Here is a 22,976-nt window from a genome sequence, read left to right as displayed (position 1 = left end):
GCTCGAACGTTTCCGGGCTCAATCCCGCCGCCTCAACACACTCGCAAAGAAGCCGTCGAGGCCGCTCGCCCGCCCGGTGCCGCCGGCGAGATGGCTCGGCAAGGTGCGAAGGTCGCCCGACGCGTCGATCAACTCGGCATGGCCGGCCAACCGGTCGGGGGTGAGCGCGATCCGCTCGAAATTCGAGTTACGCTTCAGGAAATCGGTGACCTGTCCGCTGCCCTCCTCGGGCTCAAGCGAGCAGGTGCAGTAGACGAGGCGCCCGCCCGGGCGCGTCAGCCGCGCGGCCTTGTCGAGGAGCCGGCGCTGGAGGCCGACGAGGCGGATCACGTCCGTCTCCGTCTTCGTCCAGGCGACGTCGGGGTGCCGGCGGATGGTGCCGGTCGCCGAGCAGGGCGCATCGAGCAGCACCGCGTCGAAGGGCGCGTCCTCCGGCAACGCCAGGGCATCAGCCGTCACCACCTCCGCGGAGAGGCCAAGGCGCTCGAGGTTGCGTCCGAGGCGTTCCAGACGCGCGGCCGAACGATCGACGGCGGTGACGGCCGCGCCCGCCGCTGCAATCTGAGCGGTCTTGCCGCCGGGCGCCGCGCAGAGGTCGGCGACGCGCTCGCCCGAAGCGGGTGCGAGCAGCCGCACCGGTAGAGCGGCGGCGGCGTCCTGCACCCACCATGCGCCCTCCGTGTAGCCAGGAAGCTCGACGACCGACTCCCGCACCTCGACGAGGCGGAGAGACCCGAGGTCGAGGGGGAGTCCACTGAGCCGCTCGGCCCAGATCTCGGGATCGCGCCGAACCGTGAGATCGACTGCCGCACCCTCCAGGTGGGCAGCGGCGATACGGCGCGCCGTCTCCTCGCCGTAAGTCGCTCGCCATCGCCGGGCGAGCCACTCCGGGGTGTTGTGCGCGAGCGGATCGCTCTCCTGCGCGCGGATCGCATCGCGCTCGCGGGCGATCCGGCGCAGCACCGCATTAACGAGGGGCGCGAGGTGCTGAAGCTGCGGGTCGGCCTTGGCGAGGCGCACCGAGAGATCGACGGCGGCGTGGTCGGCCACCGCGAGGTCGAGGATCTGTGCGGCGCCGGTCACCAGCAAGGCGAGGAGGTGCGGCCGGTCCTCCGGCAGACCGTCGCGCAGACGGGCGGCGAGGGCCGCCTTGATGAAGCCGAGGCGACGGAAGCTCGCCGTGGCGATCGCCCGGGCGAGGGCAGCTTCGCCGGTCTCCAGCCGGGCCACGCGCCCGGCCTGGGCGAGGGCATCCTCGAGCGCCAGGCCGCGGGCGGGACCGAGCAGAGTCGCTACCGCCTCGCGTGCGACGTGGCGTGCCGCGAGGCCCGGCACGGACGGGTCGAAGGGGGGCGGCGTATGGCGGTTGGGGGGCAGTGCCACGCGGGAAAGGCCGTTCTCAGCTAAAAGGGATCGGCGGGGTCTCGCCCCGGAGCCGACGCAGTCACATCTGTCGACAAGGGATGCAAGCGATGAAGGAGATCGGCATGACGCAGGCGGATGCCAAGGAGGACATCGATCCGCCGGACGCGGCGCCGCGCATCTTGTCCCCGGCGGCGCAGCGGGCGCTGGCGGAGGCGGCGGAGCGCCGTGCAGCCATCGATGCCCGCGTGGCCAAGATCGCCGAGCGCCCCGAGGCGCTCGGACGCGGCGGCCTTGAGCCGGTCCGCTACGAGGATTGGGAGGTGAAGGGCCTCGCCAGCGACTTCTGACCACTGCTGACGCGGCACCCGCTCGGCCCGACCTCGCGGCATCCCGCCGAAGGTTGGCAGGTCGGATCAGCCGAACTGCTCGCGCAGGATACGCTCTTCCAGGCTGTGACCGGGGTCATGCAGCAGCACGAGGTTGGTGGCGTGGTCGAGCCACGTCTCCACCGTACAGACCCGGCGGAACTCTGTGTGGTCGGCGACCGCCGCGACGGGGCGATGCTCGGCATCGATCACGTCGATGCGGATGCGGGCGTAGTTCGGCAGCAGCGCGCCGCGCCAGCGCCGTGGGCGAAAGGCCGAGATCGGCGTCAGCGCCAGGAGATGCGCGTTGAGCGGCAGGATCGGTCCGCCGACCGAAAGATTGTAGGCGGTCGAGCCGGCGGGCGTCGCGGCGAGGATGCCGTCGGCGATGAGTTCGGGCAGGCGCACATGGTCGTCCACCGAGACCCTCAGCTTGGCGGTCTGGTGGGTTTGGCGCAGCATGTAGACTTCATTGATCGCCCGCGCCGTGTGGCTGCGTCCCTCCGTGTCGGTGGCGATCATCGTCATCGGGTGGATCGTCGAGCGCTTGGTCGCCTCCAGGCGGTCGAGCAGCCCTTCTTCCCGGAACTCGTTCATCAGGAAGCCGACCGTACCGCGATTCATGCCGTAGATCGGCTTGGGCGCGTTCATGAAGCGGTGCAGCACCTGCAGCATCAATCCGTCGCCGCCGAGCGCCACCACGACATCCGCCTCTTCGGGCGGGACATGGTCGTAGCGGCGCATCAGCAGGTCGGCCGCCTCCCGCGCATCGGCCGTGGGGCTCGCCACGAAGGCGATCCGTGAAAAGCGACGCGGCATTCGTGCAGTCAGCCCTGTTGACGGGAAGAGGCCGAGCCGGTCTCACTCGGGGCACGCGCCGGGCACCCGAGATTGAGCGCCGGCCTGCCGAGGGAGAGCCATAGCATGGAGCGCCCGCTCCTCGTCTACACGACCTTTCCCGATGCCGCGATTGCGCTTGAAGTCGGCGAGGCTTTGGTCCGCGCGCGTCTTGCGGCCTGCGTGAACGTGATTCCGGGGATGCAGTCGGTCTACGCCTGGAAGGGTGCGGTCGAGCGCGGTGCAGAGGTCGTCGCGATCCTCAAGACCCGTGACGGACTGGGCGGCGCCTTGGCGGCGGAACTGAAGCGGCGCCACCCCTATGAGACTCCGATCATTCTGCATCTGCCGGTCTCGGACGCGGATCCGGACACCGCCGCCTGGATACGGGCGGAGACCGGCCCCGTCTGATGGAGCCGACATGTGAAGGGCGCGGCACCCTCATCGGAGCCGCGCCCTTGATTCGTCGGTCGGGCGCCTCAGGCGCCGACGAGCGGTGAGAGCCCGCGCAGCTGACGAGCAGCGATGCTCGCCTCGTAGCGCTCGGCTTGCAGCCTCGTCAGGCCCGAAACGAGGGCCAGTGACCCGCGATAGACGGTGTAGGTGCCGTCCTGGGTCGGTTTCACGCGGATGAGCTCGGACATGGGACCGCTCCCTGCCAGGGTTCGAACATCGAACGCGATACGATGGGACCACGTTAATCAGCTGTTCATGTCTTGCAAGCCGGTACGAGCGCCACTTCACGAACTATTTTCGCTGCAGTGCAAGAAGAGCCGGCTTGTTTCGCGCTGCGGTAAACATCGTCGAAGGTGAAATCAGCTATCCCAGCACAATCCATTTTGTGGGGCGGCTTGAGATCGCCGCGATTTCCGCAAGGGCTTACCGCCTCCGACGTCGGAAACGTCGCCTTCCAACGAATATGTGATCATGTCCCGGCACGACGGTCCGCCCGTCCCTTGCGTGGCCTCCCGCAACGCCAATCTTGCATCAACACTTTCGCGATAGCGTCGGCCGCGAAACGCCTCACGCCATGGCCCCTATGCCGAGCCCTCTCTCACAGGCCGCCGACCTCCTGCCCGAGCTGACGTCGGAGGAGGCCTCCGCGCAGATCGAGGCAGCCCTCATCGCGCGGCGTGAGGAGCGGACGTCGACCAACTGGATTGCACTGATCCGACTGTTCGACGGCACCGAGATTCCCTGCAACGTCAAGGATATCTCAAAATCCGGTGCCAAGCTCGGCGTGCCCGAAACCTACGTGCTGCCGTCCGCATTCATGCTCAGAATCGTGGGTAGGGATTTCGTCCTACGGGTCAATCTGGCGTGGCGGAGAGGCAATTATGCCGGTGTCCGCATCGAACGCATCGCCAAGCTGACGGTCCCCGAAGAGAAGAAGGCTGTGACCGAGGAGCAGACCCCGGACTACAGTTCCATCGGCACGCGACGCAGCCGCAGTTTCGCCAGCTAAGGCGATCAGCCCCGCGATCTTTCGAAGGCCGGGGACCGGCGTCCTTGGCATTGACAAGCGGGGTGTTCGGCAACGGTCTGCCTCCGCCGCCGTAGAGCCCAGACCGTTTGTTCGGCAGCGCACTTGCAAGGCGTCGCTGCAAACCGATAACCCACGGTGCCAGGCGCCGCTGGGCGCTTCGGCAGACTGTCGGGTGAGAGGCGCGGAGCCGCAGGAATGCTCTCCGACATGCGTCTGCGCTTCAAAACCCGCGCGTATCCCGGGAGCCGCGCTTGGCCACCATCATCCCCGTCTCGCCCTTCGATTACGTCGTGTTCGGCGCCACCGGCGACCTGACCCAGCGCAAGCTTCTGCCAGCTCTCTACCAGCGCTACCGCGACGCCCAGATTCCCGAGACGAGCCGCATCATCGGCGCCTCGCGCAGCCATATGACCGTGGAAGAATTCAGGGAGCACGCCCGAGACGCCCTGAAGAGCTTCGTGCCGTCGGCCGAGATCGACGAGACCAGGCTCGCCGGCTTTCTCGATCACCTGTTCTACGTGGCGGTCGATGCCCTGGGCGACGATGGCTGGGACGAATTGAAGACCCTGCTCGACGAGCGGCCCGATCGGATCAGGCCCTACTATCTCGCCACCTCGCCCGATCTCTACGGTTCGATCTGCCGCAACCTCGACCGTTATGGGCTGATCGGCGAGAACAGCCGCGTCGTGCTCGAAAAGCCGATCGGCAAGGATCTGAAATCCGCCCGTGCCATCAACGACGCCGTCGGCGCGGTGTTTCCCGAGAGCCAGATCTTCCGCATCGACCACTATCTCGGCAAGGAGACGGTGCAGAACCTGCTGGCCCTGCGCTTTGCCAACACGATCTTCGAGCGGCTCTGGAACGCCGACGTGATCGACCACGTGCAGATCACGGTGGGCGAGACGGTCGGCGTGGAAGGGCGCGGCGGCTACTACGACACCTCGGGCGCCCTGCGCGACATGGTGCAGAACCATATCCTTCAGCTCCTTTGCCTCACGGCGATGGAGAGCCCGATCTCGCTCGACGCGAATTCCGTGCGAGACGAGAAGCTGAAGGTGCTGCGCGCCCTCAAGCCCATCACCGCGGCGGACGTGCAGAGCGTCACTGTGCGTGGCCAGTACGCGGCGGGCGCCGTCGGCGGCCGGCCGGTGGTGGGCTATCAGGCCGACCTCGGCAGCGACGCCGCGAGCCGGACCGAGACCTTCGTGGCCCTCAAGCTCGAAGTCCGCAGCGGGCGTTGGGCCGGCGTGCCGTTCTACGTCCGCACCGGCAAGCGCCTGCCGAAGAAATTGTCCGAGATCGTGGTGCAGTTCCGCGCCTCGCCGTTCTCGATCTTCCCCACCGATGCTTTCGGGCGCGAGCCGAACCGCCTCGTCATCCGCCTCCAGCCCGAGGAGGGCATGAAGCTCGAGGTGATGACCAAGGATCCGGGTCCCGGCGGCATGCGCCTGCGCCCGACCAACCTCGACATCTCCTTCGAGGAGACGTTCAAGCAGCGCTACCCGGATGCCTACGAGCGCCTGCTGATGGATGTGGTGCGCGGCAACGCCACCCTTTTCATGCGGCGCGACGAGGTGGAGGTGGCCTGGGCCTGGGCCGACACGCTGCTGAAAGCATGGGCCGACCGCCCCGAGCCGCCGCGCCCCTACGCCGCCGGAAGCTGGGGGCCGACCGCCTCGATCGCCCTAATCGAGCGCGACGGCCGCACGTGGCATGAAGAGATCGGCTGACGCCTCATCGGCATGAAGAGATCGGCGCAGGCCGCTCACGCCTCCAGCGGCGACAGCTCCGTCGGGCGGTCGATGATGCGGCGGCCGAACAGGCTCGCCACCAGCTCGACGAGCACCCGCGCGCTGCGCCCGCGCTCGTCGAGGAACGGGTTCAGCTCCACCACGTCGAGGGAGCCGACAAGGCCGGAATCGCACAGCATCTCCATGATGAGATGCGCCTCGCGAAACGTCGCCCCGCCCGGCACCGTCGTGCCGACGCCCGGCACGATGGTGGGATCGAGGAAATCCACGTCGAAGCTCGCGTGCAGGTGGCCGTTCTCGGCCGCCACTCGGTCGAGGACGCGGCGCAGCGGCGCCACGACGCCGAACTCGTCGATGGTGCGCATATCGACGACGTTCACTTGCCGCTGAGTCACGATCGCCCGCTCCCCGGCATCAATGGAGCGCAGGCCGAACAAGCAGACGCGGCTCGGATCGAGCAGCGGGCGCTCGCCAGCGTCAAACAGATCGTCGAAGCCGGGCTCGCCGCACAAGGCGGCCAGCGGCATGCCGTGGACGTTGCCCGAGGGTGAGGTCTCCAGGGTGTTGAAGTCGGCATGGGCGTCGAGCCACAGCACGAAGAGCGGCCGGCCGGTGCGGCTGCAATGGCGCAGCGCTCCGTCGATCGAGCCGAGCGACAGGCTGTGATCGCCGCCCGTGACGAGCGGCAGGTTTCCGCCATCCAGGGCCGTTTCGACCGCCCGTGAAATTTCGGTCATCCAGGCGCGGATCGCCGGGAGGTCGCGCTGGCCCGGCGCGCAGACAGGGGCGAGATCGCCTCGGTCGCGGACCGTGAGCCCGAGATCCTGCAGCACCCGCACCAAACCGGCGGTGCGCAGGGCGGCCGGTCCCATCACGGCTCCGGGCTCGCTCGTTCCGATCTCGATCGGTGCACCGATGAGTTCGATGATGGGTGACGGATGCATGGATGCTTCCCCTCGAACAGGCTGGGTCGTGATCTTCGCCGAGCCGGGCGCTCATCCTTGTGTCTTGCGGAGAGCGGGAGGACATCGACGACAGATCGATCGTCTCGCGGGCGGTCCTCTACCACGAAGAGAATGATCGGATGATCGCAGGGCAGTGTGGATCGGGCCGGTGCGCCGACAGGCTCTTGCAAGCTTTCCGCCATTCCACCTGCCCCGGTTCTCCGGTCTCGACCGGCCGTCTCGCGGATCACCGAAGCCGGACGGTCGTTGCCGCGACGAGTGTTCATGCGCCGTGCGCGTCTTGCCTCCACGGGTCTTGCTTCGGAGAATGGGTTCTGTCTCGGAGACCACGCCTTGGGCACGCCCGATCCCACCTATCCCCGTGACCTCGCCGGCTACGGCCGCACCCCGCCCGATCCTCGTCGGCCGGACGAGGTGCGCGTCGCCGTGCAGTTCGTCGTCAATTACGAGGAGGGCGGCGAGAACTGCATCCTGGACGGCGATGCGGCTTCGGAGGGCTACCTAACCGAGGTGGTGCCGACGTTGCCCTGGCCGGGACGGCGGAACCTGAGCGTCGAGTCGGTTTACGAGTACGGCGCCCGCACCGGGTTCTGACGGCTGTAGCGGATCTTCTCGCAGCGCGGGCTGCCGGTGAGGGTGTTCGGGGTGACGCGGGCGCTGGAACGCAATCCGGTGGCCGTGGCCGCCATGCTCGAGGCGGATTGGGAGATCGCGAGCCACGGCCTGCGCTGGATCGACTATTCCGCCTTCGACGCGGCGGCGGAGGCCGCCCAAATGGACGAAGCGATTCGCCTGCACAGGCAGGTGACCAGAAGCCGGCCGCTCGGCTGGTACACCGGCCGCTTCTCCGAGCACACCCTGCCGCTGGCGATGGAGCGGGGCTTCACCTATCTTGCCGATTCCTACGCCGACGAGCTGCCTTACTGGCTCAGGGGACCCAGCGGTCAGCAGCTCGTCGTACCCTATACCCTCGACGCGAACGACATGCGGTTCGCCACCTTCCAGGGCTTCAACACCGCCGAGCATTTCTTCACCGACCTGCGCGACAGCTTCGATGTGCTTCACGCGGAAGGCGAGATGGCGCCGAAGATGCTGTCGATCGGCCTGCCCGGTCGGCTCGCGGGGCGTCCGGACCGAGCGGCGGGACTGATCCGCTTCCTCGACCACATCGCCGCCCATGACCGGGTCTGGGTGACGCGCCGCATCGACATCGCCCACCACTGGATCGCGGCGCACCCGCCGGATTGATTAGGCGCCTGCTGGTCGCGTTCGAATGGGCGGGCTGATCGTCACAGGGTCGCGATCGTATAGCCTTTAGCTCGCGTCGCGCCGGCCAGTTCACCGATCGCCGTCAGCGTGTCCCGCTCGGCCTCCCGGCCAACCTCGGCCAAGCGGTCGGGCGTGGGCATCGGCAGCCGCACCAGCACCAGGGTGCCGACCCCTTCCTCCGAGCGGATGCGAAGCGAGCCGCCATGCAGCTCGGCGGTGGAGCGGGCGATGGCAAGGCCGAGGCCTGAGCCCTTGTAGCTGCGGGTGAGGTTGGTCTCGACCTGCTCGAACGGCCGCCCGAGCTTGGAGATCGCCGCCTTCGGGATACCGATGCCGGTATCACCGATGAACAGGTGGGCGAAGCCGCTGCAGGAGCGGCCGCGAAGCGCAACGCGGCCTCCTTCGGGCGTGAACTTCACCGCGTTCTGGATGATGTTGAGCAGGATCTGCTGGAGCGCCCGCTCGTCGGCCAGCACACTCAGGGTCCCGGCCAGCTCGATATCGATGGCGACCGACTTACTCGCCGCCTCCTTGGATACCAGCGTGACCGCCGAGGCGATCGCCGTGTCGAGGTCGATGGTGCGGCGCACGAGCTTCACCCGCTTCGCCTCGATGCGCGACATGTGCAGGATGTCGTCGATGACCGAGAGCAGGTAGGTGCCGCTCTGCTGGATGTCGCGGCAATAGTCGGCGTAGCGGGGTGAGCCGAGTGTCCCGTAGACCTCGCTCTCCATCAGCTCGGCAAAACCCATGATCGCGTTGAGCGGCGTGCGCAGCTCGTGGCTCATATTGGCCAGGAATTCCGACTTGGCTTGGTTGGCGATCTCGGCGCGGGCCTTCTGGTCGAGGTGGCGTTCGGCGAGGTCGGCGAGCTGCTGCGTCTGGGTTTCCAGGGTGCGCCGGGAGCGCTTCAGATCCTTGACCGTCCCGATCAGCTCGCGCTCGGAGGCGACGAGCTGCTCCTGATGGCGCTTGAGACTGGTGATGTCGGTGCCGACCGAGACGTAGCCGCCATCCTTGGTGCGGCGCTCGCTGACCTGAAGCCATCGCCCATCGGTGAGCTCGACCTCGAACGTGCGTGCGGTGCCGCGCTCCGGGCCCGGGATGCCCCGGCGCACCGGGGGCAGCACGCCTTGCCCCATGATCTCGTCGTAGCGGCGGCCTGGTACCGCGTCGTCGCTGGAGAGCGCGTGGAGGTCTCGGAATTTCGAGTTGCACAGCACCAGCCGGTTGCCGGCATCCCAGAGTACGAAGGCCTCGGAAATGGCCTCCACCGCGTCGCGCAGGCGCATGTCGGCGGTGGCGGTGAATTCCGCGAGGCGGCGCTGCTCGGTGACGTCCATGGCGATGCCGACGAGGTGGCGGCTGCCGTCGGCCGCATCCTCCACGATCTCGGCGCGGGTGCGCAGCCAGATCCACTCGCCGGACGCGTTGCGGATGCGAAACTCGTGATCGACCGTCGCGTGGCTCGCGGCAAGGTGGCGGGCGAGGCTGTAGAGATCGCCATCATCGGAGTGGAGCAGGGCGTTCACATCGCCGAAGGAGAGAAGGTCCTTCTCGGGGGTGTAGCCGAGCAGGGCGTACATCGAATCAGACCAGAAGATCGTGCCGCGGGCGATGTCCCAATCCCACAGGCCGCAGCGCCCCCGCCCGAGGGCCGTGTCGAGGCGCTGCTTGACCAGCTCGCAGACCTCGTCCGCGGCCTGCGCCCGCTGCGTCTGAAGAATGTAGGCGGTGGCCATCCCCGCCAGCACGAGGCCGATGGCGGAGAGCGAAACGGCGTGATGTCCGAACATCCGCCACCAATTAGCGGTGATCGGCTCGAACCGTTGAACGACGGCGACTTCGCCCGACCCATCGGCCAGGCGGCGCGCCGCGACGACGGCTTGGCCGCCCGCCTGAAGATTCACCGTCATGGCCCCTGCGCTCTCGCCGAGGATGGCGATGGGCTCTCCTTCGGCGAGGTAGCCCGCGAAGGTGTCGGCCGGCGCCGGATGGGGATAGGCCGCGAGGATCCGGCCTGAGCGACCGATTACCAGAATCTCGCAGCCAGTCGGCAGGAGGTGGACGGGAAGCACCCGGTCGAGCCGCGTCTCGGCGGAAGCCGCCTCCTGTGACAGTGACAGCGCTGCGAGGCGGGCGAACGCCTCGACCTCGCGGGTGGCAATACGCATCGCCTGATCGTGGCGTCCGCGCATCTGCAGGACTGCCACGCCCAGCAGCGTGAGCATGAAGACGACGAGCAGGGCCGGAAGCGCGTAGCGAAGCCACGTCTCCGCCCGAATGAGACGAGCTTGCGCGGTGCCGGTCGTACGCTGGATCCCGAGGATCGTGTCCGCGCGCGCGCGCGCGGACAGGGACGCGGAAACCGCCCCCGACATATCGACACCTCTACGCTGGTCTGGGAACGGCGCCTCGGCCTGGGCCGCGCCGGTGGTTTCGAATCGTATTCACATTGGACATCGCGGACGGACGTTTGTCCACGCGGTTTTTGGAGCTCGGTGTTGACTCGGCAAGGCGCTTGGAGGGCCGTTTCGGCGGCGGTGAGTCGCCGAAACGTTATCCTCAACAGAGTCTTAACTAGCCGGCCACGCTTCGTGTGACGATGTCGGTCACATCGCGAGAAAGTCCGGGCGTGGCAACGATGCGACGCAGGGCGGCTTCGGCCGCGGCGCGGCGTCCCGGTTCGAGGCGGCGCCAGGGTCCGAAGGCGGTCATGAGGCGCGCGGCGACCTGCGGGTTGGTGCCGTCGAGAGCCAGCACCGTCTCGGCCACGAGGGCATAGCCGGCGCCGTCCAGACGGTTGAACTGGGTCGGGTTGGCGAGGCTGAAGCTGCCGATGAGGGAGCGCACACGGTTCGGGTTGGTCATGGCGAAAGCCGGGTGGCTCTGAAGCTGGCGGATCCGCGCCACCGTCCCGTCCTCGGGAATCATCGCCTGGATCGCGAACCACTTGTCGAGGACGAGGGGCTCGTCGGCGTAACGCTCGGCGAACGCAGTCAGCGCGACTTCCCGGGGCTCTCCCGGCAGCAGTGCGCGGGTCGCCAGCCCGGCGAGTCGGTCGGTCATGTTCGTGGCCGCGTCGATCTGCGCCTGGGCCAGGGCCGCGCCGGCCTGCGGGTCGGCCGCGGCGATCAGGTCGAGGGCGGCATTGCGCAGCGCCCGGCGCCCCGCTGCAGCGGCATCCGGCGAGAAGGGTGTTCCTGCCGGCTCGGCCAGCGCCTCGCGCAGGCTCGTCAGGCGCTCGCGCAGACCCGTGCCGAGGCGGCGGCGCAGCGCGCGGCGCGCGGAAAAGATCGCGTCGGGGTCGGTCTCCGTTTCGAGCTCATCCGCGAGGTCGCCTTCACTCGGCAGGGCGAGGACCTGGGCGGCGAAGGCCGGATCGCGCAGGGCGTCCGCGTCGAGGAAGGCATTCAGCGCGGCGACGAAGTCGTCGGCGCCGGCGCTCTCGATCGTTTCGCCGCGCGCCTGCCTCGCCATCAGGCCCAGAGCGACGCGCTGAGCCGCCTCCCAACGGTTGAAGCTGTCGGGATCGTGGCGCAGCAGGATCAGACGCGCCGCATCGTCGAGGGTGCTCTCCACGCGCACCGGCGCCGAGAAGGCACGAAACAGCGAGGGAACGGGCTCGGCCGCCACATTCTCGAAGGTGAGGGCATCCTCGGCCGCATCGAGGACGAACACGCCGGTCTCGACGCGCTCGCTCGTCGCCTCGTCCAGGGGCCCCTCGGCACCGATGAGGCCGAGGCGGACCGGGATGACGAGGGGCGGCGCATCCGCGCCAGCGCCGGGGCGCGTCTGCCGGAAGGCGAGGCGGTACGTCTTGGCGGCCGCATCATAGTGGCTGGAGACGGCGACCCTCGGCGTTCCCGGTCGCTCGTACCACTCGGCGAAGCGGGCGAGATCACGGCCGGTTACCGTTTCGAAGGCCCTCAAGAAGTCCTCGACGGTCGCGGCTGTACCGTCGTTGTCGGCGAAGTAGCGGTCCATTCCGGCGCGGAACGCCGCCTCGCCGATCAGCGTGCGCAGCATCCGCACGATCTCGGCGCCCTTCTCGTAGACCGTCGCCGTGTAGAAGTTGTTGATCTCGGCATATTGCTTCGGCCGCACCGGGTGGGCGAGCGGGCCGGCATCCTCCGGGAACTGGCGGGCGCGCAGGGTGCGCACCTCGGCGATCCGATGGACGGCCCGCGAGCGCATGTCGGACGAGAATTCCTGGTCGCGGAAGACGGTGAGGCCCTCCTTCAGGCAGAGTTGGAACCAGTCGCGGCAGGTGACGCGGTTTCCCGACCAATTGTGGAAGTACTCGTGGGCGATGATCGCCTCGATCGCCGCGTAATCCGCATCGGTCGCGGTCTCAGGCGACGCGAGCACGTACTTGTCGTTGAAAATGTTGAGGCCCTTGTTCTCCATCGCCCCCATGTTGAAGTCGGAGACGGCGACGACGTTGAACACGTCGAGATCGTAGGCGCGCCCGAACGCTGCCTCGTCCCAGGCCATGGAGCGCTCCACCGCGTCGAGCGCGTAGGCCGCCCGGTCACCCTTGCCCGGCTCGACATAGACGGCAATCTCGACGGGCCGGCCCTCCATGGTGGTGAAGGGCTTGGAGACGCGGTCGAGCCGCCCGCCCACCAGCGCGAACAGGTAGGCGGGCTTGGGCAGCGGATCGTGCCAGATCGCGTAATGCCGGCCCGTCCCCGGCACCTCGCCCGCCTCGACCGGGTTGCCGTTCCCGAGCAGGACCGGGACAGCCTCCCGCTCCGCCTCGATGCGGGTGGTGTAGACCGAGAGCACGTCCGGCCGATCGAGGAAGTAGGTGATCCGCCGGAAGCCGTCGGCCTCGCACTGCGTGCAGTAGACGCCGTTCGAGCGGTAGAGGCCCATCAGCCGCGTGTTGGCGGTCGGATCGAGCCGCGTTTCGATCCGTAGGGTGAAGGGGCGCTGCGGGGGCGCATGCACCGTGAGGCCGGAGGCTTCGACGCCGTAGGCATCGGACGCGAGCGCCTGCCCGTCGCATTCGAGGGCCAGCAGGCTGAGGTCGTCGCCGTCGAGGACGAGGGGCGCGCCCGCACGCCCCGCCGGGTTCGGACGCAGCGCCAGGGTCGCCGTCACGCGGGTGTCGTGCGGGTCGAGGCGCACGTCGAGTTCGACCCGGTCGATCAGATGATCGCTCGGACGATAGTCCTCGAGGCGGACGGTCGGGGGCGTCTCGGTGCGCATCGGGCAGGGCTCGCCGTCGGGAAAAGGTCACGCCTTCTAGAGGCGATCCCCTGCGAGCGGAATCCGTCGCGGTACGATCAGGCCTCGAAACGAGCCTGTTCCACCTGATGCCGCAGGGCGAGCCGGTAGGTGAGGTCGCTTTGGGCGAGGCTGCCGGCGATGAAGCGGTCGAAGGCGGCGATCCAGTGCGGGGTGAGTTGGATGTAGGCGTTGCGCGGCCCCGAGCGGACGAGGAAGTTCCGCTCCTGCGCGACGGCCATGATGTTGCGTACATGGCTGCGTGAAACGGCGAAGCGTGGCGCGAGCTCGACGAGATCGGCTTCGCGGATGCGGCTTTCCGGATCGCTGCCACCCATCTCGAAGAGCGACAGCAGGATGATCAGTGCGCTCGTGCTGCTGAGGAAGAAGACAATCTCCAAGTTGCTCCACATCATCGCGATGATCGTATCGAACGCCGCGACGGCCGACCGGGCATGTGCGGCCTGGAAGGCAACGTCGCGCTGCCTCGGTGGGCCGAAACCGGGCTCCGGATAGAGAACTTCGAGAGCCGCATAGTGGGCCGCCATCCACTCGCGATCCCAGGCCAGGAGGCGCTCGGTCGGGCACAGGAGACGCACCCGGTTGTCCTCCGGCTGCTGCCTGAGTTCGAGATAGCCGGTCTGCGCGAGCCGCGCGACGAAGCTGTCGATCAGCCTGGGACTGGCGAACCCGAAACGGGCAACGGTGTCCTTCAGGCGGCTCAGCGTCGGCCAACTCGCCCTGTCGGTCGGATCGTAGTCGGCATGCTGGCACACGATGATGGCGAGCGTGGTGACCCGCCCGGCATCGGCACCGAACCGAGCCGGAAACATGCCGGCCTCGTAGACCCTCGCGTGTTCCGAGACAAAGACGCGCCGCGCCCTCGGAAACTCTGGATGCGCCAGGATCTGCTCGGGGGTCGCGTGTTCGATCTCGCCGATCCCGCGGATGACCGAGCCCGTCTTCACGTGCAGCGCCCCAGGGTCCGTGCGCTCAATCGAGACGCGGTAGAAGTCATCGCGACAGGGAGCTTTCTCCCATGCCATTGTCGATGCGTAGACTTCCTTGATGTGACCTCGCGCCTCCAAGTCAAATCGACGGAGAACGATTTTCTCCTGACACTCAGCTTCATCTTTTACAGCGTCTAATAGAGATTTCGCAATGCCGGGTAAGCGAAACGGCGAAAATGAGCAATTCGAAGAATGTGACTGTTTTGTCAATTATCTGTTACTTCAAATAGCTGTAGTCGATGATGCGCAGTTGCGGGCCGCCACGTAGCCCGCCTGAGCCGGCCCTAGACGCCGAACGCCCGTCCGCCAGCCCGTTGACGGGTGCGCGCCTCGGGCCAGATAGCCGACCACCCCTGTCATCATCCGGTGTAGCCATGGAATACCTGCACACGATGGTCCGCGTGGCGGATCTCGACCGCGCGCTCGCCTTCTACGTCGATACCTTCGGACTAAAGGAGGTGCGTCGGGTCGAAAACGAGAAGGGCCGGTTCACCCTCGTCTTCCTCGCCGCCCCCGGCGACGTCGAGCGAGCCGAGGCGACGAAGTCGCCCTTGATCGAACTGACCTACAATTGGGATCCGCAGGAGTATTCAGGCGGGCGCAACTTCGGGCACCTCGCCTATCAGGTCGACGACATCTACGCCTTCTGCCAGCGGCTGAAGGATGCCGGTGTGACCATCAACCGGCCACCGCGTGACGGGTACATGGCCTTCGTGCGCTCGCCCGACGGCATCTCCATCGAGATCCTGCAGAAGGGCGGATCGAGGCCGCCGCAAGAGCCCTGGGCGTCGATGGAGAATACTGGAACTTGGTAGTGCGACGGGTGGGCGCCCAGGCTTGAGGCCGCGGGCGTCCATCCGGATCGGTCAGGCCTCGACCTTCGGCGTGATGCCGAGTTCGGCGAGCTTAGCACACACTGCATCGACCGGCCGCTTCAGCCTCAGACTGATGACGGACACGGGCACGCCCTCGCGGGCCATGCTGCGCAGGCTCTGGACGGCATCGAGGCTCCAGTTGGTATCAACCGACATGGCTTCCTTCTTTCTTCTCAGGCCGCGGCGCAATTCGCCGGATCATTCCTCGGATCGCACCGCGTGAACGAGGTGGATCGCAGCCGCGTCTCCGGCAACGTCACGCCGAACATCTGTGCATGCCCGCAAGTTGTGCAGCCCGAAGCGTCGGTCGGCCCTGAAGCGGGCTGCGGAAGCTGACGCGCAGGCTGGGTCGTTCGACCTTGAGGAGGATGCTGCAGCCACCGACCAAGGCGCCCCGGTTGTCACGCAGCGCCGTAGGATAGGGCATGAACGCCATCCGGCTCCCATCCGGCCGTTCGAGGCCGATCTGGATGCCGCGGGGGGCGCGGCCTTCTCTGAGGGTGACGGCCATCGGCGAGAGATCGTGCGGGAGCGGTCTCCCGTCTGCCTCGAACAACCGCCACGACCCGCACCAGCGAGCCTTGCCGAGCACGGGACGAAACCCCCAGAGCTGCGCGGCGGCGTCATTGTAGTAGGTCAGCCAGCCATCCGAGTCGGTGGTGTAGAGAGGCGCATCGATCTGCCGGAACAGATCGGCCCGCGACGGCTCGTAATTCCAATCCGAGTCCGGGGCATCGAAATCGTAGGCGAAATCGTCCGTGTCCATCAGGCTCCCCACGACATGCGGGCATTCGAAATGCCCACTGGCAGCATTTCGTGCCCCCCTCTGTCATGGGCTCCTGGGGACCCCACCGGCACTTCGGCCGGATCGATGGGTCCTTCGGCGCGGCGCCGGAGCGTCACCCTCCAGATCGTCCAACCTTAGCGGGATTGTGCCTTGAAGCTTCCGGGGGCGGTCGCTTCTCGACGCCATGAACGACCCTTTGGGACGAACTGGGCTCTCTCGCCGGGTCTGATGCGGACGAGAGGTAGAATGCACGTCTCGGCTGATGAGGCAAGCACCACGATCACATTTCGGTCACCGATGCGACAACAAAAAGCTGGCTGAACTTGTTGCAGCGCAAAATAGGACTGGATGTCGTGCGCTGTGGGACAAGTTTCGTCTCGAGTGATGCGGCAAAGATCACATTTGTTGTAAATCTTGGCCATGCGTCTTCCTCGAACGCTTCCAGATCAGGTGGTTTCAAGAAGCTCCGAAGGTTTCTCCGCCAGATTCGAACCCACTTTTTCCGCTGTGATTCGATGGACATTCGCCAGGAATCTGCCGTGGCCCGGCTCGCAGTGACGGCTGCATCGGCTAATGACTCATGGCGGTCTCGCCCTCTCGGAAGCACCTTGCCCAGCCCCAGCACAGATTCCGATTATGGGCGCCGGAGCCTCGGTCGATGATCGCCGTGGCCGACGGCGCGGATATTCCGGCCTCTCTCCGCTTTCTCGAGGAGGGTGGGGAGACGGGCCGTGAGATCCTGGCCCATCGCTGGGCCGACACGCCGCTCGGACCCCTGCAGGATTGGCCGGTATCGCTGCGCACGACGCTGGCGACGATGTTGGCCTGCCCGGCGGCGATGTTCCTGGCCTGGGGGCCTGACGGCATCTCCTTCTTCAATGACGCCTACCGGCCGATCTTCGGTGATCGGTTGCCGCGGGCGCTCGGCGCGCGCTTCCGGGAGATCTGGGCGGACCTGTGGGACGATATCGGCCCGCTGGTCGACGCGGCCCTGCGGGGCGAGAGTGTGGCCCAGCGCAACCTGCCGCTCGTTATGCATCGCTACGGTGCACCCGAGCTGAGTTGGTGGAGCTTCACCTACTCGCCCGTGCGCGACGACGAGGGTCGCATCAACGGCATGATCTGCGTCACGGCGGAGACAACCGCCGAGGTGCTGGCCGAACGGGCGCGCCGCCGCAGCGACGAGCGCCTGGAGATGGCCCTGTCAGCCGGCGGCAGCATCGGCATCTGGGACTGGGACGTGGCCGCCGACCGCGTCACGGCCGACCCGCGCTTTGCCAATCTATACGGTGTCGATCCGGATCTGGCGGCAGCCGGGACACCGGTCGACGCCTTCTTCGCCGGCGTGCATCCGGAGGATCTGCCCGGTCTGAAATCGAGCATCGACGCGGTCCTGCGCACGGGCGGGCGGTTCGATGCGGAGTACCGCCTCCTTCAGGAGGATGGCGGCATTCGCTGGGTCGCCGCGCAGGGGCGTTGCACGCTTGCTGCCGATGGCACGCCGCAGAGCTTTCCCGGCGTCAGCTTCGACATCACCGAGCGCAAGCGCACCGAGCAGGCCCTGCGCGACAGCGAAGACCGTTTCCGCGGCATCATCAATTCGGTCGATCAGATGATCTGGGCGACACGGCCCGACGGCTACCACGATTTCTACAACGACCGATGGTATGAATATACCGGCGTCCCCGCCGGCTCGACGGACGGCGAGGCCTGGAACGGGATGTTCCATCCCGACGACCAGGAGCGGGCCTGGGCGGAGTGGCGGCGTGTCCTCGTCACGGGCGAGAACTACCAGATCGAGTATCGCCTGCGTCACCGCTCGGGCCTCTATCGCTGGGTGCTCGGCCGGGCCCAGCCTGTGCGCGATTCCGGCGGGCGGATCGTGCGCTGGTTCGGCACCTGCACCGACATCCACGATCGCAGGCTCGCGGAAGACCGGCAGGCCTTCCTGCTTGGGCTGAACGACCGGCTGCGAGAGGCCGACGATCCGCACGCGGTGACGCTGGTCGCCGCCGCGACGCTCGGCGCCCATATCGGCGCGGCCCGAGCCGGGTACGGTGAGATCGACGAGGCCGGCGAGATCGTGCGGGTCGAGCGCGACTGGATCCGCGACCCCTCGGTGATGAGCCTCGCGGGCGCGTCGCGCATCCTCGACGGGTTCGGTCCGGCGGCGATCGCGGAATTGCGGTCCGGGCTCACCCTCGTCGTCGAGGATTGCTACGCCGATCCCCGCGCCGGGCGGACTTACGCGGCGATGTGGGACTCCATCGGCTGCCGAGCCCTCGTCGTCGTGCCGCTGATCCGCGACGGGCAGCTGCGGGCGATCCTCTACCTGCACGAGCCGCAGCCGCGGGTCTGGCGGGCGGAGGAGATCGGCCTCGTGGAGGACGTCGCCCAGCGTGTCGGCCACGCCGCCGACCGCGCCCGTGCCGAGCAGTCCGAGCGCGCGAATGCCCGCGAGTTGCGCCTGATCACCGATGCGCTGCCGGTTCTCATTGCTCTCTTCGATGCGGACGGGCTGTGCCGCTTCGCGAATGCCGCCAGTGCCGACTGGTTCGGGACATCCTCAGCGGACGCGATCGGACAGACACTGGCCACGCTGGTCGGTCGGGAGGCCTCCGCCGAGGCTCGGGCCCGCTTCGAAACCGCACGGGCCGGCCTCGAAGTGCGCGCGGAGCGGTCCTGGCCGCGCCGGGACGGCAGCTCTCGCATCGCCGACATTCGCTACCTGCCGCGACCGATGCCGGATGGTTCCACCGATGGCGCCTACCTGTTCGTAACGGACATCTCGGATGCCAAGCGGATCGAGGCGATGCTGGAGCGCGAGGTCGGCGAGCGCACCCGCGAGCGCGACCGCCTCTGGCAGACCACCAACGACCTGATGGGGACGGCGGGCCTCGACGGCCGTCTCCGCAGCGTCAACCCGGCCTGGGAGCGCCTGCTCGGCTGGAGCGAGCCGGAGCTTCTCAAGCGGCCGTTCCTCGATTTCATTGATCCCGAGGATCATCCGGGAACCGGGGCGGTGCTGGACCGGCTCGCCGGCAGCGAGCGGGTCACCGATTTCGTCGATCGCATCCTCAGCCGGGACGGGCGGCGGCGTACGGTGATGTGGACGGCGGTGCCTGAGGGAGACTGCTTCCACATTATCGGCCGCGACATCACCGAGCAGCGCCTCGCCGAGGAACAGTTGCGGCAGGCGCAGAAGATGGAGGCGGTCGGGCAGTTGACCGGGGGCATCGCCCACGACTTCAACAATCTTCTGACCGGCATCGTCGGCTCGCTCGACCTGATGCAGACCCGCATCAGTCAGGGCCGCGTCGATGCGCTGGAGCGCTACGTCGCGGCCGCCCTGTCCTCCGCCCACCGTGCCGCCGCGCTCACCCATCGCCTGCTGGCCTTCGCGCGTCGACAGCCGCTGGAGCAGAAGCCGGTCGACGTGAACGCCCTCGTCACCGGCATGGAGGACATGCTGCGGCGTGCCCTGCCCGAACAGGTGCGTCTCGAGATCGTCGCCGCAGAGGGGCTCTGGCCCACGCTCTGCGACCCGCACCAGCTCGAGAATGCGGTGCTCAACCTCGCCATCAATGCCAGGGACGCGATGCCGGACGGCGGCAGGCTGCTGATCGAGACCTGCAATGTCCGCCTCGACCCTGCCGAGCCGAATCTGAATCCCGACACGCGCGATCCGGAGACGGGCGAGGGCGCCTATGTCTGCGTCCGCGTGACCGATACCGGGCTCGGCATGCCGCCGGAGGTCGTAGCGCGGGCCTTCGAGCCGTTCTTCACGACGAAGCCGATCGGCATGGGAACCGGCCTCGGACTCTCGATGATCTACGGGTTCGCCCGCCAATCGGAGGGGCAGGTCAGGATCAGCTCCGAACCCGGCCGAGGCACGACCGTGACGATCTACCTGCCCCGCCACCGCGGCGCGCTGCCGGTCGAGCCGGAGCCGGTATCCTCTCCCGAACCCGTACGCTCGGAGCGGAACGAGACGGTGCTCGTGGTCGAGGACGAGCCGGTCGTGCGCAACCTCGTGGTCGAGGTGCTGCGCGACCTCGGCTACCGGGCGATCGAGGCGCAGGACGGGCCCTCCGGACTCGCCATCGTGCGCTCGCACGCCCGAATCGATCTCCTCGTCACCGATGTCGGTCTTCCGGGTCTCAACGGACGCCTGCTCGCGGAGCGATCCCGCGCCTTGCGCCCCGGCCTGAAGGTGCTGTTCATGACAGGGTACGCCGAGAACGCGATGTTCGGTGGCGGCCGGCTGGACCCGGACATGCAGATGATCACCAAACCCTTTCCGGTTGAACGGTTCACCGCACGCATCCGTGAGATGATCGAGCATTCGTGAAGCTTGGCCGCGCCGCGGCCTTGCGCGGGGGCTTGCCTGGGCGAAAGGATTTATCGACTTGTGGACGGCCCGGAACGGCCCAACCGCGCGGACGTTGTCCGGCGCATAGATGAAGTCGTTTCCGGGCATTAGCGAGCAACAGACGAGCGGAATGGGTGCTGATACGCCAGAGGGCGGCTTTTCGGGGAGTAGCGGGATCGATACCCCGTTCGACCTGGGTGATGGCTTTCGTCGGTTTGCCGACCACGTGCCGCTGATGATGTGGCGGACGGACGATTCCGGACGCTCCACCTATCACAACGAGTGCTGGCTCCAGTTCACGGGACGCCCCTTGGCGGACGAGATTGGCGATGGCTGGCGTAAAGGGTTGCACCCGGACGATTTCAAGCCTCACGCCGAAATCGTCGCGAAGGCAGTCGAGTCGCGCCTTCCGTTCACCGTCGAGTTTCGTTTGCGACGTCACGACGGCGCCTATCGTTGGCTTCTCGATACCGGCCGCCCCCTTGAGGAGAACGGCCTCTTCCACGGGTATCTCGGCTCGTGCTTCGACATCACCGACCGGAAGAGTGCCGAGGAGCATGCCGAGCACGCGCTTCTCGAGAAGGAGACGCTGCTCGCAGAGATCTATCACCGGGTGCGTAACAACCTCCAGGTGATGGTGAGCCTGATTGGCCTTTACGGCCGCGCCGCGCCGGAATCGTGCCGCGGCAGCTTCGATGCCTTGGGTCAGCGGGTGAGGGCGATCGCCCTGGTGCAGCAGCACCTGCACGAGGCGCCGCACATCGCGTCGATCGACCTGCGCGACTACCTGCGCCGGCTTGCCTCCGGACTCGGACAGTTGCGCCGGGCTGGACGGATCAGCGTCGCCATCGAGGGAGAGGGGTCGAGCCTGGTCGAGCCCCGCACCGCCAATGCACTGGGCATGATCGTCGCCGAGATCGTCGCAGAGTGCCTCGATGCCACGAACGACACGGTGACGTGCGGCATCGTCATCCGCATCGATGCCGGTGTCGGTGCGCCGGTGCGTCTCTCGATCGTCTCCGGCTCCGGCGAGGCCGCCGCCGCCGGGCGTGAGGGCGTGCCGAAGCTCGGCCCCCGCCTCATCGCGGCCTACGCCGCCCAGGCCGAGATCGCCGTCAGCGGCACCGCGACCGAAGCTGACCCGCTCCTGCTGCAACTGCCGGAGGCACGGGCCTACGTTCCCCCCTCGCTGCCGACCGCCCTGCGCTGACGCATTTGCGGAGGGGTGCCTCGCAGCCCCGGCCCGCGGTCGCTATATCGGCCTCAAACGTCCGACGCTCCTGAACGCGTGTGCCATGCTGCCCGACCTCGACACCATCATCGAGAACTTCGACCTCATCGACGACCCGCACGAGCAGCTCGTCTACGTCATGGAGCTCGGCCGCGCTCTGCCTCCGATGCCGGAGGCTTGGAAATCCGAGCAGAACCTCGTCCGTGGCTGCGAGAGCCAGGTCTGGCTCGTGGTCTCGACCGAGGAAGATGGCCGACGTCTCACCATCGTGGGCGACAGCGATTCGCACCTCGTGAAGGGCTTCGTCGCACTCATGGTCGCCCTGTATTCCGGCAAGAAGCCGGAACAGGCAGCGAAGCTGGACGGGCTCGATCTGCTCAAGCAGCTCAAGTTCGGCGCTCACGTCACCTCGAAGCGGTCGAACGGCGTCCGTGCCATGGTCGAGAAGATCCAGCGCGACGCCAACCGGATGAGCTGACCCGCCGGGGCCGAAGGTGCGCGTCTGAGGGTCAAGAGCCCTCCGGGCGTATCGACTTCGCACCATCAAGCGCAGCCTTCGGACGATGCTCTAGGGTGGATCGGCGATTACCCGTTCTGCGGCGAACGCCAGGAGCGGGTGCGCGCACGTTCCGGCCCCGTCGCCTCGCGCGAGATCCCGTAATGCTCTGCGAGTCTTCCGAGGGCGATTCGCGCAACCACCTTAGCCGAGCGCGCCGGCCAGCGCCGCTCGGCCTCGATCCGCTCCAGGCCCTTGAGGAAGCCGCACAGGTCGATCAGCAGCCCTGACAGATCCGAGCCCACCGCCAACAGAGCGAGATCCACCCGCTGTCGCGCGGCGATGACCCGATCCGAGGCCGAGGCGGGATCGCGCGGACCGCCACCGTCGACGCGCGGCGCGGTCCAGTCGGTCGAGAGTTGCGGCAGCATCTGTGCCGATGCGAGATCGTGGCGTAGCCGCTCTCCTGCCGCGAAGGCGGCCGCGTCGATCATCGGCTCCCCGTCGCGTCCGCGCCGCCGCGCCATCCAGGCCAGCGGGCTCTCTGCCGTGTCCTGTAGCCGCTCCGCCTCGCCGGAAGCCTCCCGCACGACAACCAGATGCTGCATCCGGAAGCTATCTGGCCCACCGGCGTCGGCTCGCCGCAACCGCGCTCGCCCGGCCGCTCCGATCACCAGACGGTTGCGGCGCCCGTCGTCCCGTGCCGCGAGATCGGCCGCCACCAGCGTCTCGCCGGCCTGCGCGGAAAAGCGCCCCGCACCCAGCGAGACACCACGAACGCCGCTGCGCACGATCAGCGTCTCGGGAGCACTCGGATCGGGAAAGGCGTAGGCTCCCTCCGGCGCCAGCGCCGCCAGCAGGCGTTCAGCCTCGCGACCGAGACCGGCCGCTTCGTTCATGTTTTGTTCTTTTGCAATCATGCCACCCGAACC

General features: G+C 67.6%; 18 protein-coding genes and 1 pseudogene. 9 read left to right on the top strand and 10 right to left on the bottom strand.

Features of this window, described 5'->3' with window-relative positions:
- Nucleotides 1-18: 18 nt before the first annotated feature.
- Nucleotides 19-1,383: an RsmB/NOP family class I SAM-dependent RNA methyltransferase gene (locus tag FHU13_RS09810; RefSeq protein WP_183435663.1), complete on the bottom strand. Its 1,365-nt coding sequence runs from the start codon at nt 1,381-1,383 to the stop codon at nt 19-21.
- Between the two features lie 89 nt (nt 1,384-1,472).
- Here FHU13_RS09810 and FHU13_RS09805 point away from each other — a divergent pair, with 89 nt between their 5' ends.
- The gene (locus FHU13_RS09805; RefSeq protein ID WP_183435662.1) at nt 1,473-1,712 is read left to right on the top strand and encodes a DUF1674 domain-containing protein; all 240 of its coding nucleotides are present in this window, start codon (nt 1,473-1,475) and stop codon (nt 1,710-1,712) included.
- Between the two features lie 66 nt (nt 1,713-1,778).
- On the opposite strand, the gene FHU13_RS09800 is transcribed toward FHU13_RS09805, so the two are convergent.
- The gene (locus FHU13_RS09800; protein ID WP_096483710.1) at nt 1,779-2,549 is read right to left on the bottom strand and encodes an NAD kinase; all 771 of its coding nucleotides are present in this window, start codon (nt 2,547-2,549) and stop codon (nt 1,779-1,781) included.
- Between the two features lie 105 nt (nt 2,550-2,654).
- Between FHU13_RS09800 and cutA the strand changes: the two genes are divergently transcribed.
- Nucleotides 2,655-2,978 (top strand): divalent-cation tolerance protein CutA, encoded by a 324-nt coding sequence (gene cutA / locus FHU13_RS09795; RefSeq protein ID WP_183435661.1) that lies wholly within the window; start codon nt 2,655-2,657, stop codon nt 2,976-2,978.
- A gap of 68 nt (nt 2,979-3,046) precedes the next feature.
- Here the strand turns inward: cutA and FHU13_RS09790 are convergent, their stop codons facing one another.
- Entirely contained in the window at nt 3,047-3,211 is a 165-nt protein-coding gene (locus FHU13_RS09790) for a hypothetical protein (RefSeq protein WP_183435660.1), read from the bottom strand.
- A 395-nt stretch (nt 3,212-3,606) separates the two neighbouring features.
- Between FHU13_RS09790 and FHU13_RS09785 the strand changes: the two genes are divergently transcribed.
- Together FHU13_RS09785 and zwf are read left to right on the top strand one after the other, a co-directional pair.
- A complete protein-coding gene (locus FHU13_RS09785; RefSeq protein ID WP_246714576.1) occupies nt 3,607-4,032 on the top strand; it encodes a PilZ domain-containing protein in 426 nt (141 codons plus the stop codon).
- A gap of 272 nt (nt 4,033-4,304) precedes the next feature.
- On the top strand, nt 4,305-5,783 hold the full coding sequence (gene zwf, locus FHU13_RS09780; RefSeq protein ID WP_183435658.1) for a glucose-6-phosphate dehydrogenase: 1,479 nt from the start codon (nt 4,305-4,307) through the stop codon (nt 5,781-5,783).
- A gap of 35 nt (nt 5,784-5,818) precedes the next feature.
- Here zwf and rocF read toward each other — a convergent pair whose 3' ends face one another.
- Complete coding sequence (gene rocF / locus FHU13_RS09775) at nt 5,819-6,748, bottom strand: arginase (RefSeq protein WP_183435657.1); 930 nt, start codon at nt 6,746-6,748, stop codon at nt 5,819-5,821.
- A 354-nt stretch (nt 6,749-7,102) separates the two neighbouring features.
- Between rocF and puuE the strand changes: the two are divergent.
- Nucleotides 7,103-8,017: pseudogene (puuE, locus tag FHU13_RS09770) on the top strand (allantoinase PuuE).
- Between the two features lie 41 nt (nt 8,018-8,058).
- Here the strand turns inward: puuE and FHU13_RS09765 are convergent.
- From FHU13_RS09765 to FHU13_RS09755, 3 genes are all read right to left on the bottom strand, one after another.
- Entirely contained in the window at nt 8,059-10,419 is a 2,361-nt protein-coding gene (locus FHU13_RS09765; RefSeq protein WP_183435656.1) for a PAS domain-containing sensor histidine kinase, read from the bottom strand.
- Between the two features lie 199 nt (nt 10,420-10,618).
- Entirely contained in the window at nt 10,619-13,255 is a 2,637-nt protein-coding gene (gene pepN, locus FHU13_RS09760) for an aminopeptidase N (protein WP_183435655.1), read from the bottom strand.
- A gap of 77 nt (nt 13,256-13,332) precedes the next feature.
- Nucleotides 13,333-14,493 (bottom strand): hypothetical protein, encoded by a 1,161-nt coding sequence (locus FHU13_RS09755; protein ID WP_246714575.1) that lies wholly within the window; start codon nt 14,491-14,493, stop codon nt 13,333-13,335.
- A 164-nt stretch (nt 14,494-14,657) separates the two neighbouring features.
- Here FHU13_RS09755 and FHU13_RS09750 point away from each other — a divergent pair, with 164 nt between their 5' ends.
- The gene (locus FHU13_RS09750; RefSeq protein WP_183435654.1) at nt 14,658-15,098 is read left to right on the top strand and encodes a VOC family protein; all 441 of its coding nucleotides are present in this window, start codon (nt 14,658-14,660) and stop codon (nt 15,096-15,098) included.
- Nucleotides 15,099-15,149: 51 nt separating this feature from the next.
- Here FHU13_RS09750 and FHU13_RS09745 read toward each other — a convergent pair whose 3' ends face one another.
- Both FHU13_RS09745 and FHU13_RS09740 read right to left on the bottom strand, forming a co-directional pair.
- Nucleotides 15,150-15,314 carry a hypothetical protein gene (locus FHU13_RS09745; protein WP_017482637.1) on the bottom strand — a complete coding sequence of 55 codons (165 nt, stop codon included), beginning with the start codon at nt 15,312-15,314 and terminating at the stop codon, nt 15,150-15,152.
- A 100-nt stretch (nt 15,315-15,414) separates the two neighbouring features.
- Nucleotides 15,415-15,924, bottom strand: a complete 510-nt coding sequence (locus FHU13_RS09740; protein ID WP_183435653.1) for a PAS domain-containing protein — start codon at nt 15,922-15,924, stop codon at nt 15,415-15,417.
- A gap of 679 nt (nt 15,925-16,603) precedes the next feature.
- On the opposite strand from FHU13_RS09740, the gene FHU13_RS09735 reads away from it, so the two are divergent.
- From FHU13_RS09735 to FHU13_RS09725, 3 genes are all read left to right on the top strand, one after another.
- On the top strand, nt 16,604-20,296 hold the full coding sequence (locus tag FHU13_RS09735; RefSeq protein ID WP_183435652.1) for a PAS domain S-box protein: 3,693 nt from the start codon (nt 16,604-16,606) through the stop codon (nt 20,294-20,296).
- Nucleotides 20,297-20,447: 151 nt separating this feature from the next.
- Nucleotides 20,448-21,527: a sensor histidine kinase gene (locus FHU13_RS09730; protein ID WP_183435651.1), complete on the top strand. Its 1,080-nt coding sequence runs from the start codon at nt 20,448-20,450 to the stop codon at nt 21,525-21,527.
- Between the two features lie 85 nt (nt 21,528-21,612).
- Complete coding sequence (locus tag FHU13_RS09725) at nt 21,613-22,026, top strand: SufE family protein (RefSeq protein ID WP_183435650.1); 414 nt, start codon at nt 21,613-21,615, stop codon at nt 22,024-22,026.
- A 107-nt stretch (nt 22,027-22,133) separates the two neighbouring features.
- Here FHU13_RS09725 and FHU13_RS09720 read toward each other — a convergent pair whose 3' ends face one another.
- Nucleotides 22,134-22,943, bottom strand: coding sequence for a DUF6456 domain-containing protein (locus tag FHU13_RS09720; RefSeq protein ID WP_183435649.1), 810 nt, complete (start codon nt 22,941-22,943; stop codon nt 22,134-22,136).
- Between the last annotated feature and the right edge of the window lie 33 nt (nt 22,944-22,976).

Origin of the sequence: Methylobacterium sp. R2-1, assembly GCF_014191355.1 — a bacterium.
In the GTDB taxonomy this organism is placed as follows: domain Bacteria; phylum Pseudomonadota; class Alphaproteobacteria; order Rhizobiales; family Beijerinckiaceae; genus Methylobacterium.
The sequence above is the reverse complement of the archived record's forward strand: the minus strand, read 5'-3'. Positions and strand labels throughout refer to the sequence as shown.

Excerpts from the sequence above, each read along its gene's own strand:
- FHU13_RS09745 (WP_017482637.1), bottom strand. The coding sequence starts at position 15,314 with ATGTCGGTTGATACCAACTGGAGCCTCGATGCCGTCCAGAGCCTGCGC.
- FHU13_RS09790 (WP_183435660.1), bottom strand. The coding sequence starts at position 3,211 with ATGTCCGAGCTCATCCGCGTGAAACCGACCCAGGACGGCACCTACACC.
- FHU13_RS09800 (WP_096483710.1), bottom strand. The coding sequence starts at position 2,549 with ATGCCGCGTCGCTTTTCACGGATCGCCTTCGTGGCGAGCCCCACGGCC.
- pepN (WP_183435655.1), bottom strand. The coding sequence starts at position 13,255 with ATGCGCACCGAGACGCCCCCGACCGTCCGCCTCGAGGACTATCGTCCG.
- FHU13_RS09720 (WP_183435649.1), bottom strand. The coding sequence starts at position 22,943 with ATGAACGAAGCGGCCGGTCTCGGTCGCGAGGCTGAACGCCTGCTGGCG.
- FHU13_RS09740 (WP_183435653.1), bottom strand. The coding sequence starts at position 15,924 with ATGGACACGGACGATTTCGCCTACGATTTCGATGCCCCGGACTCGGAT.
- FHU13_RS09730 (WP_183435651.1), top strand. The coding sequence starts at position 20,448 with ATGGGTGCTGATACGCCAGAGGGCGGCTTTTCGGGGAGTAGCGGGATC.
- FHU13_RS09765 (WP_183435656.1), bottom strand. The coding sequence starts at position 10,419 with ATGTCGGGGGCGGTTTCCGCGTCCCTGTCCGCGCGCGCGCGCGCGGAC.
- FHU13_RS09735 (WP_183435652.1), top strand. The coding sequence starts at position 16,604 with ATGATCGCCGTGGCCGACGGCGCGGATATTCCGGCCTCTCTCCGCTTT.
- cutA (WP_183435661.1), top strand. The coding sequence starts at position 2,655 with ATGGAGCGCCCGCTCCTCGTCTACACGACCTTTCCCGATGCCGCGATT.
- rocF (WP_183435657.1), bottom strand. The coding sequence starts at position 6,748 with ATGCATCCGTCACCCATCATCGAACTCATCGGTGCACCGATCGAGATC.
- FHU13_RS09805 (WP_183435662.1), top strand. The coding sequence starts at position 1,473 with ATGAAGGAGATCGGCATGACGCAGGCGGATGCCAAGGAGGACATCGAT.
- FHU13_RS09725 (WP_183435650.1), top strand. The coding sequence starts at position 21,613 with ATGCTGCCCGACCTCGACACCATCATCGAGAACTTCGACCTCATCGAC.
- FHU13_RS09750 (WP_183435654.1), top strand. The coding sequence starts at position 14,658 with ATGGAATACCTGCACACGATGGTCCGCGTGGCGGATCTCGACCGCGCG.
- FHU13_RS09785 (WP_246714576.1), top strand. The coding sequence starts at position 3,607 with ATGCCGAGCCCTCTCTCACAGGCCGCCGACCTCCTGCCCGAGCTGACG.